Origin of the sequence: Kribbella antibiotica (assembly GCF_004349055.1) — a bacterium.
GTDB classification, from domain to species: Bacteria; Actinomycetota; Actinomycetes; order Propionibacteriales; family Kribbellaceae; genus Kribbella; species Kribbella antibiotica.
This window is the reverse complement of sequence record NZ_SMKX01000059.1, coordinates 1-15006: the sequence shown is the minus strand read 5'-3', so window position 1 is coordinate 15006 and position 15006 is coordinate 1. Positions and strand designations below refer to the sequence as shown.

Genomic DNA, 15006 nt, shown 5'->3' with positions numbered 1-15006 from the left:
GGCCTAGAGGTCGCGGACGAGCATGACCTCGTCGCGGTAGTCGGTGTCGGAGAGGCGGATGGCTCGGGGGTGGCGGCCGACGACGCGGTAGCCGAGAGGCTGGTAGAAGTTCTCGAGCCCCAGCCCGTCGCGGATGGTGAGCTGCAGTTGCTGCAGACCCAGGTCGACCGCTGAGCCGCGCAACCCCTCCATCAGGACCCGTCCGGCCCCACTGCCCTGGTGCTTCGGGTGGACCATCACCCGCAGCACAGTCCGCCAGTGCGAATGCAGGCCGCCGCTACGGCTCGCCAGGATCCCCATCCCGGCGTACCGCTCGCCGTCATGCAGCACGCCCAGCAGGTCGAGTCCGGCAGCCACTCGGCCAAGAGCCTCGTCGAGAGTTAGTGCGACCTGCTCCACCGGAGCCGGTGCCGTGAAGCCGACTGCGCCACCCGCGTCGGTTGCTGCAACCCACGTGTCGAGCAGATCGGCTCGCACCGCCGGATCGAGCGCGTCGTCGGAGTCCACCACCACGTACTTCACAGCACCTCCAAGTGCGACACAGTTGCGTTTATTCTAAGGCGTGCCGCGCCGGAACCGTCGTGAGCTTGTCGGGGTTGCGGATCAGATAGAGCTCGGTGATGAGTTCGCCGGACGTCTGCAGGAAGGCGACTGTGTCCGGCTCGTCGCCGAAGTACGCGACCAGTGCCAGCTCGCCGTTCAGAGCAGCTGTGACGAGCTCGAAGCCCGGGTTGGAGCTCATGACGCCGAACAGCCAGCGAGCGATCTTCTCGGGGCCATAGATCGGCCGCAGCGCCGCAGTCTTCTTCCCGCCGCCATCACTGATCAGTACGGCGTCCGGTGCCAGCAGTGCGACCACCTGAGCGAGGTCACCGGTGCCGGCCGCTGCTATGAACTGCATGGTCAGCTCGCTGTGCCGCGCCTTGTCCACCCGATGCCGCGGCTGCCGCGCATGCACGTGCCCACGGGCCCGGTGTGCGAGCTGCCGAACCGCCGCCTCCGAACGACCGAGCGTTTCCGCGATCTCGTCGTACGGCAGGTCGAACACCTCACGCAGGACAAACGTCGCGCGCTCGAGCGGTGACAGCGTCTCCAGTACGACGAGCATCGCCATACTGACCGAGTCAGCCAGCTCAACCGCCGCCTCGGGCCCCTCGCACTCGACGATCGGTTCCGGCAGCCAGGGCCCGACGTACTGCTCCCGTCGAGCCTTCTGCTGCCGCAGCCGGTTCAGAGCGAGACGCGTAGTGATGCGGATGAGGTAAGCCCGCACATCCCGCACCTCCTCATGCGCAACCCCAGCCCACCGCAGCCAAGCCTCCTGCACGATGTCCTCGGCGTCACTGGCACTCCCCACCACCCGGTACGCCGCCCCCAGCAGCACCGCCCGATGCTCGTCGAACTCCCGCGCCAGCGCCTCGTCCGCCATTCCACCCACCTCTCGACAGCCCTGTCCTACCACTCCGACACGACAGCCCCGCCATATGTGACATGGCGCCACTGATAGATGGCAAACGCCATCAGCGAGAGCAGCGTCACCAGTACAGCTCCGGCGTACGCAAGCGTGCCGCAGAGCACCGGCGGAATGCTGGTGCGATGGAGGAGTGCTACCAAGCCAACCCCGACCAGCCCACCGAGCGCGACCCACGGGCCGGCGTCGAGGAGAACCTGCGCGGGATGTCCGTACCGCCGCCCGTGCTCGGACGTCAGGAAGCTGAAGCCCGCGATGGCACCGATCAGGTTCCACCCGAGGAGCACTACATAGCCGTTCGTCATCAGCAGGACCGCCCTTGGAATACCGCGAGCCCACCGAGGAGGACGCAGGGCACATACGCCAGCGCCGCGAACACCACCGGATTGCCGACCTTCGGCTCCGGCCGCTCATCGGCGCCCAGAGCGATCACCGCCAACACCCCGAGCACGACCAAGCCGACGTACACACCGTTCTTCATGCCCTCAGCCTCGGGCTCAAGACCCCCGCGGCGCCTGAGTGCTTCTACCTGAAGCGGGTGAGTATTCCTTGGATATTTTTCCATGGCATGGCATACTCATTCATATGAGCGTGAAGGTGGCGGTGGCCGGAGCCAGTGGCTATGCGGGGGGCGAGCTGCTGCGGTTGCTGAGTTCGCATCCGGCGGTGGAGATCGGTGCCCTCACCGCCGGCGGGAACGCCGGTACGGCGCTCGGAGCGCATCACCCGCATCTCGTGCCGCTGGCCGGGCGCATCCTGGTCGAGACCTCGGCGGAGCAACTTGCCGGTCACGACGTGGTGTTCCTGGCGTTGCCGCATGGACAGTCCGCCGGACTCGCCGAGCAGCTCGGCGAGGACGTCACCGTGATCGACTGCGGCGCGGACTTCCGGCTGACCGAGGCCGAGGCGTGGGTGGAGTTCTACGGCGGTGAGTATGCAGGCTCGTGGCCGTACGGGCTCCCGGAGCTACCCGGTCAGCGGGACAAGCTCCGCGGTTCGCACCGAGTCGCCGTACCGGGTTGCTACCCGACCGTCTCCTCACTCGCCCTGCTGCCCGCCGTCCAGCGTGGGCTCGTCGACGCGACGCAGCTCAACGTGGTCGCCGTCAGCGGCACATCCGGCGCCGGCAAGGCTCCGAAAGCACACCTGCTCGGTTCGGAGATCATGGGCTCGGCCACCGCGTATGGCGTCGGCGGCACCCACCGCCACACCCCGGAGATCGAGCAGAACCTCACCCCGTACGCCGATGGTCCGGTGAACGTCTCGTTCACCCCGGTCCTGGTGCCGATGTCGCGGGGCATCCTCGCGACCTGCAGCGCACCGGTCACCGCAGGCACCGACCTGGCGACGATCCGCAAGGCCTACGAAGACGCGTATGGCGACGAGCCGTTCATCCACCTGCTCCCCGAGGGCCAGTGGCCGCAGACCCAGGCCACGCTCGGTGCGAACACCGTGCAGTTGCAGGTCACTCTCGACGAGCGCGTCGGCCGCCTAGTGGTTGTGGCCGCAATGGACAACCTCACCAAGGGCACTGCCGGCGGCGCCGTGCAGTGCATGAACCTGGCCCTCGGTCTCGACGAGACCACGGCCCTGCCTCTAGTAGGAGTAGCGCCATGACTGCCGCCGTCACCTCCGCCACCCAAGTCGATCGGAGCGCCGGAGTGACCGCGCCGGCCGGCTTCCGCGCGGCCGGGGTGATTGCGGGGATCAAGCCAGCAGGCAAGCCCGACCTGACCCTCGTCGTCAACGAAGGACCGCATGACGTCGCCGCCGGCGTCTTCACCACCAACAAGGTGAAGGCCGCACCGGTGCTGTGGTCACAGCAGGTGCTCAGCGCAGGCAAGCTCAAAGCAGTAGTGCTCAACTCTGGCGGTGCGAACGCGTGCACCGGACCAGAGGGCTTCCAGGACACGCACAAGACCGCAGAGAAGCTGGCTGAGGTTCTCAACGTCGGTGCGGCCGAGATCGGCGTCTGCTCGACCGGTCTGATCGGTGAGCGGCTTCCGATGGACAAGGTGCTCGGCGGTATCGACCAGGCAGTCGCTGCGCTGGCCTATGGTCCGGATGCCGGTCTCGACGCCGCCACTGCGGTCATGACGACCGACAACGTGCCGAAGCAGGCCGCGCTGACCCACGCGGGCGGCTGGAGCATCGGCGGGTTCGCCAAGGGTGCCGGCATGTGCGCACCGAACATGGCCACGATGCTCAGCGTCATCACGACCGACGCCGTACTGGATCAGCCGCATCTCGACCACGCTCTGCGGAACGCGGTCGGCAAGACGTTCAACCGCCTCGACGTCGACGGCGGTACGTCGACCAACGACACCGTGCTTCTCCTCAGCTCGGGGGCATCCGGCGTCACAGTGAGCCCGGACGAGTTCGAAGCGGCCCTGACTGCGCTCGCTGCCGACCTCGTCAAGCAACTGCAGGCCGATGCCGAGGGCGTCACCAAGCACGTCAGCATCACCGTGCAGAACGCCGCGACCGAGGCCGAGGCCCTGGCCGCCGCGAAGATCGTGGCCCAGGACAACCTCTGCAAGACCGCCTTCTTCGCCTCGGACCCGAACTGGGGCCGGATCGCGATGGCCGTCGGCAACGCACCCACCGCGTTCGACCCGGCGCTGCTCGACATCACCCTGAACGGCGCCGCGATCTGCATCGCCGGCGGCAAGGGCGTCGACCGCTCCGAGGCCGATATCAGCGGCCTCGAGATCGACGTCGTGATCGACCTGCACGCCGGCCCCGCGTCCGCGACCGTCCTCACCACGGACCTCTCGCACGCCTACGTCGAAGAGAACTCGGCCTACTCCTCATGACGACAACTCACGCAGCAGCGGTCGAGAAGGCCGCCGTACTGACTGAAGCGTTGCCGTGGCTGAAGGAGTTCCACGGCAAGACGATCGTCGTGAAGTACGGCGGGAACGCGATGGTCGACGACGAGCTGAAGCAGGCGTTCGCCTCCGACATCGTGTTCCTGCGGCACTGCGGTGTCCGGGTCGTCGTGGTTCACGGTGGTGGACCGCAGATCAGCGACATGCTGAAGCGGCTCGGGATCGACAGCGAGTTCCGCGGCGGTCTCCGGGTGACTACGCCCGAGACCATGGACGTGGTCGGCATGGTCCTGGTGGGCAAGGTCGGTCGCGAACTTGTCGGTCTGCTGAACGCGCATGGTCCGTTCGCCGTCGGCATGTCCGGTGAGGATGCCGGTCTGTTCACGGCCGAGCGGCGCGGCGCGATGATCGACGGTGAGTCGGTCGACATCGGTCTGGTCGGTGACGTCGTCGACGTCCGTCCGGAGGCCGTGATCGACCTGATTGACGCCGGCCGGATCCCGGTCGTCTCCACGATCGCCCCGGACGAGGACGGTCTGGCGCACAACGTGAACGCCGACACCGCTGCCTCTGCGCTCGCGGTCGCCCTCGGCGCTTCGAAGCTCGTCGTACTGACCGATGTTGCGGGCCTGTACCGCAACTGGCCGGAGAGCGACGAGATCATCACCCAGATCGATGCGGCCGAGCTCGCCGAGCTGCTGCCGTCGCTCGCCTCCGGGATGGTCCCCAAGATGGAGGCCTGCCTGCGCGCCGTGCAGTCCGGCGTCTCTCGCGCGACCGTGATCGATGGTCGCGTCCCGCACTCGTTGCTGCTGGAAATCTTCACCGACGCCGGAAGTGGAACCCAGGTGATCCCTTCATGACCGAGCTCCTCACTGTCGACGGCACGCAGGCTGCGCTGACCGAGCGCTACACCGGTGCGTTGATGAACACGTTCGGGGCGCCGAAGCGGGTGCTGATCCGCGGCGAAGGCGCCTACCTGTGGGATGCCGACGGCAACAAGTACCTCGACCTGCTCGGCGGCCTCGCGGTGAACTGCCTCGGCCACGCGCACCCGTTCGTGGTCTCGGCCGTCACCTCGCAGCTTGCCACCCTCGGCCACGTCTCGAACTTCTTCGCCTCCGCACCGCAGATCGCGCTGGCCGAGAAACTGCTCGGTCTCTTCGATGCCCCGGGCAAGGTGTTCTTCACGAACTCCGGCACCGAGGCGAACGAGGCGGCCTTCAAGATCACCCGGCGGACCGGCCGGACCAAGATCGTCTCCACCATCGGCGCCTTCCACGGCCGCACGATGGGAGCCCTCGCGGTGACCTGGAAGCCGGCGTACCGGGAGGCCTTCGCACCGCTGCCGGGTGACGTCACCTTCGTCCCGTACGGCGATGCTGCCGCGCTCGCGGCCGCGGTCGACGACGAGACGGCGGCGGTGGTTCTCGAACCCATCCAGGGGGAGAACGGCGTCGTCGTGCCGCCGGACGGCTACCTGCAGGCGGCGCGGCGGATCACCTCCCAGCACGGCGCACTGCTGTGGCTCGACGAGATCCAGACCGGCGTCGGCCGGACCGGCACGTGGTTCGCGTTCCAGCCCGAGGGCATCACGCCGGATATCGTGACGCTGGCCAAGGGGCTCGGCGCAGGCATCCCGATCGGCGCCTGCATCGGCCTCGGGGCGGCCGCGGATCTACTGCAGCCGGGCAACCACGGTACGACGTTCGGTGGGAACCCGATCGCGGCCATCGCCGGGCTCGCGGTGCTGACGGTGATCGAGCGGGACGGACTGCTCGCCCAGGTCAATGCCGTCGGCAACCATCTCGCGTCGTCGCTGATCGCCCTCGACCACCCGCTGATCGCCGGGGTCCGCGGTCGTGGACTGCTGCTCGCGATCGAGCTGACCCAGCCGGTGTCGGACCAGGTCACGGCGCTCGCGCTGGAGGCCGGTTTCGTCATCAACAACCCGATCCCGAACGCGCTGCGGCTGGCGCCGCCGTACATCCTGAGCAAGGCTGACGCCGACAGCTTCGTCGCCGCCCTGCCCGGGTTGTTGGACCAGGTGGAGCTCCCATGACCGCGCTGCCTGGGGCAGGCGTCCGCCACTCCGCCCCTTCCCTCCCCGCGCTCCCCAGTCCAGGTTCGGAGGCCTCATGACAGTCCGCCACTTCTTGCGGGACGACGACCTCAGCCCGGTGGAGCAGGACGAGGTCCTGACACTGGCGCAGCAGTTGACCGAGGATCGGCACGGGCACCAGCCGCTGGCCGGGCCGAAGTCGGTCGCGGTGATCTTCGACAAGGCCTCGACCCGGACGCGCATCTCGTTCGCGGTCGGCATCGCCGAGCTCGGCGGTTCGCCGCTCATCATCGACGCACAGAGCTCCCAGATGGGCCGTGGCGAGCCGATCGCCGACACTGCCCGCGTGCTTGACCGGCAGGTCGCGGCGATCGTCTGGCGGACCGCCGGGCAGGAGCGCATCGACGAGATGGCCGGTGCCTCGCGGGTCCCAGTGATCAACGCGCTGACCGACGAGTTCCACCCCTGCCAGATCCTCGCCGACCTGCTCACCATCCGGCAGCACAAGGGCGCGACAGCCGGGCTGAAGCTCGTCTACTACGGCGACGGCGCCAACAACATGGCCCACTCGTACCTGCTCGGCGGAGCGACCGCAGGCATGCACGTGGTCGTCGCCTCACCTGTCGACTTCCAGCCGGACGCAGCGATCCTCGCTCGCGCCGTCGAGATCGCAACCGAGACCGGTGGCTCGGTCGCGTGGACCGACGACCCGTACGCCGCGATCGACGGTGCCGATGTGGTCGCGACCGACACCTGGGTGTCGATGGGCCAGGAGGCCGAGGCAGCTGAGCGGGAAGCGCCGTTCGTGCCGTATGCGGTGACTGAGCAGCTAGTCGCGAAGGCCAAGGACGATGCGATCGTCCTGCACTGTCTCCCCGCGTACCGAGGGAAAGAGATCGAGGCTGCAGTCCTGGACGGGCCGCAATCGGTTGTGTGGGATGAGGCAGAGAACCGGCTCCATGCGCAGAAGGCGTTGCTGTCGTGGCTGCTAGCTAGGAGCTTTGATTCATGAGTATCGCCGTTCCGACCACCAAGACCGCACGTCAGCAGCGCATCGTTGATCTGCTCGGCCGACAGCCGGTGCGGTCCCAGACCGAGCTGGCTGACCTGCTGTCGGCGTCCGGGCTGGTTGTCGGCCAGGCCACGCTCTCCCGCGATCTGGTGGAGATCGGAGCGGTCAAGGTCCGCGACTCCTCCGGTCAGCAGGTGTACGCCGTACCGGGGGAGGGCGGTGACCGGACGCCGCGTGCTGGTGAGGCGGCAGCGTTCGAGGCCCGGCTGGCCCGCGTCGCGAACGAGTTGCTGGTGTCAGCAGAGGGCAGCGCCAACCTGGTCATCCTGCGAACCCCGCCGGGAGCGGCCCAGTACCTCGCGTCGGCGATCGACCACGTGGGACTGGACGACGTTCTCGGCACCATCGCCGGCGACGACACCGTCATGATCGTCAGCCGCAACCCGACCGGGGGAGACGCGCTCGCTGCCCGCCTCCTGTCGCTGGCTGCTCGCGAGCCCAGGTAGTCAGGGGGTGTCGCCTGCCTCCACGCCTACTGCGCTGCACTCGGCACGGCACCTCGCCGCACTGGAGGAAAGGCCACGATGGAAAAGCATCGAGGCCTCCCCTCCAGCACACCGATGCACCGCACCGAGCACATGCTCGCTACGGCGCGGAGCCAGGCGACACCCCCAGGCGAACGCTCCCGCCGGTTCGCGCCAAGTAGCAGGCGACGGTAGACCGGCGAAGGGGGACACGGGATGGACGACTGGTTCGCGGCACAGGTGGAACGGAACGGACCGGACATCCACGCCTACCTGACCCGCCGTACGACGGACGGGGTGGCAGACGACCTCTTGGGTGATGTGTGGGTCGCTGCGTACGGCGGCCGGTCCGGATTCGACCCTGATATCGGTACGCCGCGGGCGTGGCTCTTCGGCGTCGCCCGCCACGTCCTGCACGGCTACTACCGCAAGCACCGCCTCCGCAGCACCATGGCGCGCGTCATCGGTATCGATCGCCCCACCGACGAGACAGCGGCGGTAGACGCACGCCTGGACGCCGCAGCCCTCGCACCGCAACTCCGCGAAGGCCTCCGCTCGCTGCCAGCAGCCGAACGCGAACTGCTGCTCCTGGTCGCCTGGGAGAACCTCACCCCGACCGAAGCCGCCCAGGTTCTCGGCATCCCCGCAGGTACCGCCCGCTCTCGACTGCACCGCGCCAGACAACGCATGGACGAACGCCTCTCCGGTTCGGCCCAAGTAGTGGACGAAACCACCCGACAGGAGGCCGACCGATGAACGACGACAACTGGACCACCCTGCAGTCCGCTGGCAAGGTCCCGCCGCCCTCACCTGAGGTGCTCGCCCATGCGGCCCAGCGCGTCGAACAAGCTGCAACCCGCAACCCCCGCCGCACTGTGGGTCGCCGTGTCCTGGTCCCAGCCCTCGCAGCGACCGCCACGGCTGCCGTGATCGGCGTAGTCGCACTCCAGCAGTCCAACACCCCCACCGCGCTCCCTGTCGCCCCATCCACGACTCCCTCCGTCTCCACCTACCCGCCGAGCAGACCCTTGGAGAACCAGGACAAGTCCCCCTTGTGCGTCGCCAGCTACCCCAAGGAGCTGCAGAAGAGGGGCTTCGGCTTCGACGGCACCGTGCTGTCCGCCGTCCAGATCCCCCGGACGGCCTACTACTGGGCGGTGACCTTCCAGGTGCACGAGTGGTACCGCCCGGGGCGTAGCCCTCAGCAGGTGACTGTGCAGATGCTCGGCGGACCGAATGGGCAGGTGCAGCTCGAAGACCAGGTGGGTTACGAGATCGGCGACCGGCTGCTGATCTCGGGTGCCTCGGTGGACTCGCGCACCGGCAAGGCGCTGAAGTACCCGATCGGCTGGGCCTGCGGCTTCAGCCGGACCTACGACGTACCGACGGCCGATACCTGGCGGAAGGTTTTCAGTAAGTGACTGAGAGGATGACTCTGTGAGTTCAGGAGAGAGTGCGGCCCTGTGGGGCGGACGGTTCGCGGGCGGTCCGGCCGACGCGTTGGCGGCGTTGAGCAAGTCGACCCATTTCGACTGGCGACTGGCGCCGTACGACATCGCGGGGTCCAAGGCCCACGCGAAGGTGCTGCACCGAGCGGGGCTGCTGACCGACGCGGACCTGGACTCGATGCTGGCTGGGCTGGACAGTCTGCTGGCCGATGTCCTCAGCGGTGCGTTCCTGCCGGCTGAGGACGACGAGGACGTGCACACCGCGCTGGAGCGTGGGCTGCTGGAGCGCCTCGGGGCCGAGCTGGGCGGACGGCTGCGTGCCGGCCGCTCCCGCAACGACCAGGTCGCCACGCTGTTCAAGAGCTACCTGCGTGAGCACGGCCGCATCGTCGCCCGCCTGGTCCTGGACCAGGTGAACACGCTGGCTGACCAGGCCGAGAAGCACCTCGGCGTAGCGATGCCTGGCCGCACTCACTTGCAGCACGCGCAGCCGGTCCTGCTCTCGCACCACCTGCTCGCGCACGCCTGGCCGCTGGTCCGCGACCTGGACCGGCTCGCCGACTGGGACGCCCGCGTGGCGGCCGATTCGCCGTACGGGTCGGGTGCTCTGGCCGGCAGCTCACTCGGGCTGGACCCGCAGTACGTCGCGACCGAGCTCGGCTTCACCAACTCCTCGGCCAACTCGATCGACGGTACGGCGGCCCGTGACTTCGTGGCGGAGTTCGCGTTCGTCACCGCGCAGATCGGGATCGACCTGTCCCGGCAGGCCGAAGAGGTGATCATCTGGGCGACGAAGGAGTTCGGTTTCGTCGAGCTGGACGACGCGTTCTCGACCGGCTCGAGCATCATGCCGCAGAAGAAGAATCCGGATATCGCCGAGCTCGCCCGCGGTAAAGCCGGTCGGCTGATCGGCAACCTCGCCGGTCTGCTCGCGACCCTGAAGGCGCAGCCGCTGGCCTACAACCGCGACCTGCAGGAGGACAAGGAGCCGGTCTTCGACTCCATCGACACTCTCGAGGTCCTGCTGCCCGCGTTCTCCGGCATGATCCGGACGCTGCGCTTCAACACTGCCCGGTTGGAGGAGCTGGCCCCGCAGGGCTTCTCGCTCGCCACCGACATCGCCGAGTGGCTGGTCCGCCAGCAGGTCCCGTTCCGGATCGCCCACGAGCTGGCCGGCGCCTGTGTGCAGGAGTGCGAGAAGCGTGGCATCGAGCTGTGGGACCTCTCCGACGAGGACCTCGCCACCATCTCCCCGCTGCTCACTCCGGCCGTCCGTGAGGTCCTGACCGTCGAAGGCTCACTGGCCTCCCGCAACACCCGCGGCGGTACGTCGCTCGACCAGGTCACCCACCAGCTGGCCGAACTGCACGCTCGCGCCGCGCAGCACACCACGCGTCTGTCCTGATGCGCCGCAAGCAGCTGGCGGGGCCCGTCCTCGACGTAGCCCCGCTGCTGCTCGGCGCAGTCTTCCGCCACACCACGGCCGAGGGCACAGTCGCCGTCCGCATCACCGAGGTAGAGGCCTACGACGGCCCCAACGACCCCGGCTCGCACGCCTACCGCGGCGAAACCCCACGCAACGCCGTCATGTTCGGCCCGCCCGGCCACCTCTACGTCTACTTCACCTACGGCATGCACTTCTGCATGAACGTAGTAACCGGCCCAGCCGGCACCCCGTCCGCAGTGCTTCTCCGAGCAGGCGAAGTCATCGAGGGAGTGGAGCTGGCCCGCACGCGCCGGGCTGTCGCCAAGGACCGGGACCTGGCACGCGGGCCTGCTCGGTTGTGCGTTGCTCTTGGCATCAACCGGGAGCAGAACGCGGTTGACCTGCTGGCGAGGGACTCCCCGGTCCGCCTCCTCGACGGCCCGGGCTTCGCCGGTACGCCGTCCGCCGGGCCGCGCGTGGGTCTTCGCGAGGCCCCGGACTGGCCGTGGCGGTTCTGGATCCCCGACGACCCCACCGTCTCGCCCTACCGCCCGCACGTCCCCAAGCGTCGTACCTAGCGGTTCGCCAGCTCGACCACGAACTCCAGCTGCGGCAGCCCGTGCTCCACCTCCGGGTCCGGGCACAAGCTGATGTGGTGCACCCCAGCAGCCTCCAGTTGCTCCACGTGCTCAACCGCGTCCTCGATCGTCCCGATCGCACCGAGCGCGGTCCACCACTCACGCGGCATCCCGACCAGCCCCGCCTCACCCGACTCGTCGAACAGCTTCTGCAGCTCCTCGTAGAACGGCAACGCGGTCAGCCCTGGGTTCTTCGCGCTCAGCTGCCACCCGATCCACGGCGCGGTCCACTCGTAGGCCGATTTGCGGTCCTCCCGGATACACAGCGAAGTGAACGCAGCGACCACGAAACCCTCCGGGTTCCCCGCCAGCTTCAGCGACTGCCTCACATACGCGGCACTGGCCCCCTCGGCCAGCACCAGTCCACCAGCGACCCGGCCGGCCAGCGCCATCGACTTCGGCCCCTGCACACCCAGCAGAATCGGCGGTGCGACCGCCGGCGGCGCCTCAAGCTTCACGTCCCGCAACTGCACGACCTTGCCCTCGAAGCTCACGCTCTCCCCAGCCAGCAGCCGGGTGACCGTGGTCGTCACCTCGTCGAGCGCAGTGAGCGGCGACTTCGGCCGCACGCCCATCTGCCCCATCCACTCCTGCACCCCGTGCCCGATCCCCGGCAGGAAACGCCCCGGCGCCAGCGCATCCAGCGTCGCGAACTCCATCGCCGTCACCGCGGCAGTCCGCGCCACCGCCGGCACGATCCCGAGTCCAACGGTCAACCGTTCGGTCGACGCCAGCGCAGCCGCCACCAGGGACGGACCGGAGGTGTAGAAGCAGTCCTCGATGATCCACAGTTCGTCAGCTCCACCAGCCTCGAGCCGCCGGGCCACATCGGTCACCAGAGCGGCGGGGTAGGTCCGGGGGAAGGTCATCCCGACAGCAGCAGTGGTCTGAGTCATGCGAAGACGGTAGACGCTGGCACCGACAGTTCGGTAAAGGTCTGTCCAGAGGCCAGCTCCGGGGCGCATAGCGGCCCCGCCTGCGGGTAGGTTTCGGGTATGGCCCGCCCGCACTACGCATCCCGTCTCGAGGACTGGTTCAACATCGGGGTGCAGGCGATTCTCCGGCGCCGCGGGTGGCGCGAGCGGATCATCCCGCAGGTCGGTTACGGCACCACGGAGTTCGTCCGGGTGATGGCCCGCGTCGTACTGGGCCGGGACCCGCACAATCAGCCGCGGTTCGACGAGGATCAGGTGGTGCGTGGCTGGCGAGTCTTCGTCACCGCACCCGCGGTCAAGGTCGCAGTGACCGTGACGGTCGACGGGCAGACGTTCGACGCCGTCACCGATCGCGGTGGTCTCGTCGACCTGATCGTGCCGGTGGTGCTGCCGCCGGGGTGGCACGAGATCAACCTGGGCGTGCACGGTGAGCGGCAGGCCCGAGCGAGCATCTTCGTCCCCGATCCGAACGCAAAGTTCGGTCTGGTCAGCGATATCGACGACACCGTCATCCTGACGATGCTCCCGCGGCCGCTGATCGCCGCCTGGAACACCTTCGTCCGCGAGGAGCAGGCGCGCCGCGTCGTCCCGGGGATGGCGGAGATGTACCAGGAGCTCCTGGTCGACCACCCGGGCGCACCGATCTTCTACCTCTCCACCGGTGCCTGGAACATCGCACCGACGCTGACCCGCTTCCTCTCTCGCCACGGGTACCCACTCGGCCCGTTGCTGATGACGGACTGGGGTCCGACCAACACCGGCTGGTTCCGCAGCGGTCAGGAGCACAAGCGGACCGCACTGCGCCGGCTGGCTCGCGAGTTCCCGGACGTGCGCTGGGTGCTCGTCGGTGACGACGGCCAGCACGACCCCCAGCTGTACGGCGATTTTGCGCAGTCACACCCGGATCACGTGCGAGCGATCGGCATCCGCCAGCTGACCCCGGCCGAGCAGGTGCTGTCGCACGGTCTGCCCGTGCCGAACCAGGACCCCGGTGCGCACCATCCGCACCGGCCGACGGCTGCCACGGTGCAGGGGCCGGACGGCCATGCACTCCGGCCGCAGCTGCGCGACATCCTCGCGCGCCCAGAACCCAGTTAGCCCCAGCTCCTCGCCGTACAGGACACTTGGGGTGTACCGACGTACTCGAGGAGATGAAGTGACCGACAGCGGGACTGCACGCCGTACCCAGGTGCTTGACGACCTGGAGAGCCGCGGCCTGATCGCGCACTCGACCGATCCGGAGGCGCTGCGCGCCTCCATGGCCGAGGGACCGATCACCTCGTATGTCGGCTTCGACCCCACAGCACCCAGCCTGCACATGGGCAACCTGCTGCAGCTGCTGACGTTGCGCCGGCTTCAGCTGGCCGGTCACAACCCGATCGGTCTGGTCGGCGGTGCCACCGGACTGATCGGTGACCCCAAGGAGAGCTCCGAGCGGGTGCTGAACCCGAAGGACCTCGTGCAGCAGTGGGTCGAGCGGGTGCGCGCTCAGGTGGAGAAGTTCATCGACTTCGACGAGTCGCTGCCGAACCCGGCCCGGATGGTCAACAACTACGACTGGACCAAGGACCTCAACACTCTCGACTTCCTGCGCGACATCGGGAAGCACTTCCCGGTGAATCGGATGCTCGGGCGCGAGGTAGTGAAGGCCCGGTTGGAGCAGGGGATCAGCTACACGGAGTTCAGCTACGTGCTGCTCCAGTCGCTGGACTACCTGGAGCTCTACCGTCGCCACGGCTGCACGCTGCAGACCGGCGGTAGTGACCAGTGGGGGAACCTGACTGCCGGAGTGGAGCTGATCCGACGTTCCGACTCTGGCAAGGCGCACGCGCTGGCCACCCCGCTCGTGACCAAGGCCGACGGTACGAAGTTCGGCAAGACGGAGTCCGGCACAGTGTGGCTGGACCGGGAGCTGACTTCGCCGTACGCCTTCTACCAGTTCTGGTTCAACACCGACGACCGCGACGTGATGCAGCTAGTGCGGTACTACACCTTCCGTACGCCGGAGGAGATCGCGGAGCTCGAGCTGGCAACCGCCGAGCGACCGCATGCGCGGGAAGCGCAGCGAGTGCTTGCAGAGGACGTCACCACGCTGGTGCACAGTGAGGCTGACACCAGAGGGGTGCAGGAGGCGTCGAAGGCGCTCTTCGGCCAGGGGGAGCTTGCCGCGTTGGACGGCGACACCTTGCGGGCCGCACTACGCGAAGCACCGCACGTAGAACTCGGCGCCGGCGAACCGATGCCGACGTACGGCGATCTGCTCGTGAAGTCAGGTCTGGTGGCCAGCAAGTCGGCTGCGCGCCGGACGGTGGCCGAAGGTGGCGGGTACCTGAACAACGAGAAGGTGAAGGACGCCGAGTACGTGCCCGGTGCTGACGATCTGCTGCCTGGTGGCCTGCTGGTGCTGCGCCGTGGGAAGCGTTCGTTCGCCGGGGTGCTGCAGTCCCACAAGTAGGTTGCCGGAAGCAAATTACAGCCCTGTGATTCAGGGCACCGGAAACCGATTTGCATCTAGCGGGTGAACATCAGTATTGTTCTTCTTGTTGGGAGCGAGTGCAGGACGCGGAAGCGGCCGGACCTCCTGATCACCCTCTAAGGCTTACGCAGCCGGATCGTGTCTTCGGACTCGGGTCGGTCGCTGAGACACGGGTGACTGTAG

17 protein-coding genes are annotated in these 15006 nt (G+C 68.0%); 12 read left to right on the top strand and 5 right to left on the bottom strand.

What is annotated here, in order from left to right; all coding sequences use genetic code 11:
- Window positions 1-3: 3 nt before the first annotated feature.
- Genes E1263_RS20730 through E1263_RS42800 form a run of 4 tightly spaced genes read right to left on the bottom strand, consistent with a single transcriptional unit; the run spans window position 4 to window position 1952 of the window.
- The gene (locus tag E1263_RS20730; protein ID WP_132169820.1) at window positions 4-522 is read right to left on the bottom strand and encodes a GNAT family N-acetyltransferase; all 519 of its coding nucleotides are present in this window, start codon (window positions 520-522) and stop codon (window positions 4-6) included.
- A gap of 28 nt (window positions 523-550) precedes the next feature.
- On the bottom strand, window positions 551-1429 hold the full coding sequence (locus tag E1263_RS20725) for an RNA polymerase sigma-70 factor (protein WP_132169818.1): 879 nt from the start codon (window positions 1427-1429) through the stop codon (window positions 551-553).
- Window positions 1430-1455: 26 nt separating this feature from the next.
- Window positions 1456-1776 (bottom strand): hypothetical protein, encoded by a 321-nt coding sequence (locus E1263_RS20720; protein ID WP_132169816.1) that lies wholly within the window; start codon window positions 1774-1776, stop codon window positions 1456-1458.
- Window positions 1776-1952, bottom strand: coding sequence for a hypothetical protein (locus tag E1263_RS42800; protein ID WP_165956696.1), 177 nt, complete (start codon window positions 1950-1952; stop codon window positions 1776-1778). Before E1263_RS42800 ends, E1263_RS20720 begins: the two co-directional genes overlap by 1 nt.
- Window positions 1953-2056: 104 nt before the next feature.
- Between E1263_RS42800 and argC the strand changes: the two genes are divergently transcribed.
- The 10 genes from argC to E1263_RS20670 all read left to right on the top strand — a co-directional run bounded on the left by argC (window position 2057) and on the right by E1263_RS20670 (window position 11352).
- Window positions 2057-3088: an N-acetyl-gamma-glutamyl-phosphate reductase gene (gene argC, locus E1263_RS20715; RefSeq protein ID WP_132169814.1), complete on the top strand. Its 1032-nt coding sequence runs from the start codon at window positions 2057-2059 to the stop codon at window positions 3086-3088.
- Window positions 3085-4287 (top strand): bifunctional glutamate N-acetyltransferase/amino-acid acetyltransferase ArgJ, encoded by a 1203-nt coding sequence (gene argJ, locus E1263_RS20710; RefSeq protein WP_132169812.1) that lies wholly within the window; start codon window positions 3085-3087, stop codon window positions 4285-4287. Before argC ends, argJ begins: the two co-directional genes overlap by 4 nt.
- Window positions 4284-5165 (top strand): acetylglutamate kinase, encoded by an 882-nt coding sequence (argB, locus tag E1263_RS20705; RefSeq protein WP_132169810.1) that lies wholly within the window; start codon window positions 4284-4286, stop codon window positions 5163-5165. The genes argJ and argB overlap by 4 nt, the downstream gene beginning before the upstream one ends.
- Window positions 5162-6364 (top strand): acetylornithine transaminase, encoded by a 1203-nt coding sequence (locus E1263_RS20700; RefSeq protein ID WP_132169808.1) that lies wholly within the window; start codon window positions 5162-5164, stop codon window positions 6362-6364. Before argB ends, E1263_RS20700 begins: the two co-directional genes overlap by 4 nt.
- A 76-nt stretch (window positions 6365-6440) precedes the next feature.
- A complete protein-coding gene (gene argF, locus E1263_RS20695; RefSeq protein ID WP_132169806.1) occupies window positions 6441-7376 on the top strand; it encodes an ornithine carbamoyltransferase in 936 nt (311 codons plus the stop codon).
- Window positions 7373-7882, top strand: coding sequence for an arginine repressor (locus E1263_RS20690; protein ID WP_132169804.1), 510 nt, complete (start codon window positions 7373-7375; stop codon window positions 7880-7882). The genes argF and E1263_RS20690 overlap by 4 nt, the downstream gene beginning before the upstream one ends.
- A gap of 234 nt (window positions 7883-8116) precedes the next feature.
- On the top strand, window positions 8117-8656 hold the full coding sequence (locus tag E1263_RS20685; protein ID WP_132169802.1) for an RNA polymerase sigma factor: 540 nt from the start codon (window positions 8117-8119) through the stop codon (window positions 8654-8656).
- Window positions 8653-9321: a hypothetical protein gene (locus E1263_RS20680; protein WP_132169800.1), complete on the top strand. Its 669-nt coding sequence runs from the start codon at window positions 8653-8655 to the stop codon at window positions 9319-9321. The genes E1263_RS20685 and E1263_RS20680 overlap by 4 nt, the downstream gene beginning before the upstream one ends.
- 16 nt (window positions 9322-9337) lie before the next feature.
- The gene (argH, locus tag E1263_RS20675) at window positions 9338-10753 is read left to right on the top strand and encodes an argininosuccinate lyase (protein WP_132169798.1); all 1416 of its coding nucleotides are present in this window, start codon (window positions 9338-9340) and stop codon (window positions 10751-10753) included.
- Complete coding sequence (locus tag E1263_RS20670) at window positions 10753-11352, top strand: DNA-3-methyladenine glycosylase (RefSeq protein ID WP_132169796.1); 600 nt, start codon at window positions 10753-10755, stop codon at window positions 11350-11352. Before argH ends, E1263_RS20670 begins: the two co-directional genes overlap by 1 nt.
- Here E1263_RS20670 and E1263_RS20665 read toward each other — a convergent pair.
- Complete coding sequence (locus E1263_RS20665) at window positions 11349-12308, bottom strand: LLM class flavin-dependent oxidoreductase (protein WP_238161355.1); 960 nt, start codon at window positions 12306-12308, stop codon at window positions 11349-11351. The two genes, E1263_RS20670 and E1263_RS20665, sit on opposite strands and share 4 nt — an antisense overlap.
- A 99-nt stretch (window positions 12309-12407) precedes the next feature.
- On the opposite strand from E1263_RS20665, the gene E1263_RS20660 reads away from it, so the two are divergent.
- Both E1263_RS20660 and tyrS read left to right on the top strand, forming a co-directional pair.
- A complete protein-coding gene (locus E1263_RS20660) occupies window positions 12408-13445 on the top strand; it encodes an App1 family protein (RefSeq protein WP_132169794.1) in 1038 nt (345 codons plus the stop codon).
- Between the two features lie 58 nt (window positions 13446-13503).
- The gene (tyrS, locus tag E1263_RS20655) at window positions 13504-14802 is read left to right on the top strand and encodes a tyrosine--tRNA ligase (RefSeq protein WP_238161354.1); all 1299 of its coding nucleotides are present in this window, start codon (window positions 13504-13506) and stop codon (window positions 14800-14802) included.
- The last annotated feature ends 204 nt before the right edge of the window (window positions 14803-15006 follow it).

Bases quoted from the DNA above. Each gene is read 5' to 3' on its own strand.
- E1263_RS20725 (WP_132169818.1), bottom strand. From the start codon at position 1,429: ATGGCGGACGAGGCGCTGGCGCGGGAGTTCGACGAGCATCGGGCGGTG.
- E1263_RS20720 (WP_132169816.1), bottom strand. From the start codon at position 1,776: ATGACGAACGGCTATGTAGTGCTCCTCGGGTGGAACCTGATCGGTGCC.
- E1263_RS42800 (WP_165956696.1), bottom strand. From the start codon at position 1,952: ATGAAGAACGGTGTGTACGTCGGCTTGGTCGTGCTCGGGGTGTTGGCG.
- argC (WP_132169814.1), top strand. From the start codon at position 2,057: ATGAGCGTGAAGGTGGCGGTGGCCGGAGCCAGTGGCTATGCGGGGGGC.
- argJ (WP_132169812.1), top strand. From the start codon at position 3,085: ATGACTGCCGCCGTCACCTCCGCCACCCAAGTCGATCGGAGCGCCGGA.
- argB (WP_132169810.1), top strand. From the start codon at position 4,284: ATGACGACAACTCACGCAGCAGCGGTCGAGAAGGCCGCCGTACTGACT.
- E1263_RS20700 (WP_132169808.1), top strand. From the start codon at position 5,162: ATGACCGAGCTCCTCACTGTCGACGGCACGCAGGCTGCGCTGACCGAG.
- argF (WP_132169806.1), top strand. From the start codon at position 6,441: ATGACAGTCCGCCACTTCTTGCGGGACGACGACCTCAGCCCGGTGGAG.
- E1263_RS20690 (WP_132169804.1), top strand. From the start codon at position 7,373: ATGAGTATCGCCGTTCCGACCACCAAGACCGCACGTCAGCAGCGCATC.
- E1263_RS20685 (WP_132169802.1), top strand. From the start codon at position 8,117: ATGGACGACTGGTTCGCGGCACAGGTGGAACGGAACGGACCGGACATC.
- E1263_RS20680 (WP_132169800.1), top strand. From the start codon at position 8,653: ATGAACGACGACAACTGGACCACCCTGCAGTCCGCTGGCAAGGTCCCG.
- E1263_RS20670 (WP_132169796.1), top strand. From the start codon at position 10,753: ATGCGCCGCAAGCAGCTGGCGGGGCCCGTCCTCGACGTAGCCCCGCTG.
- E1263_RS20665 (WP_238161355.1), bottom strand. From the start codon at position 12,308: ATGACTCAGACCACTGCTGCTGTCGGGATGACCTTCCCCCGGACCTAC.
- E1263_RS20660 (WP_132169794.1), top strand. From the start codon at position 12,408: ATGGCCCGCCCGCACTACGCATCCCGTCTCGAGGACTGGTTCAACATC.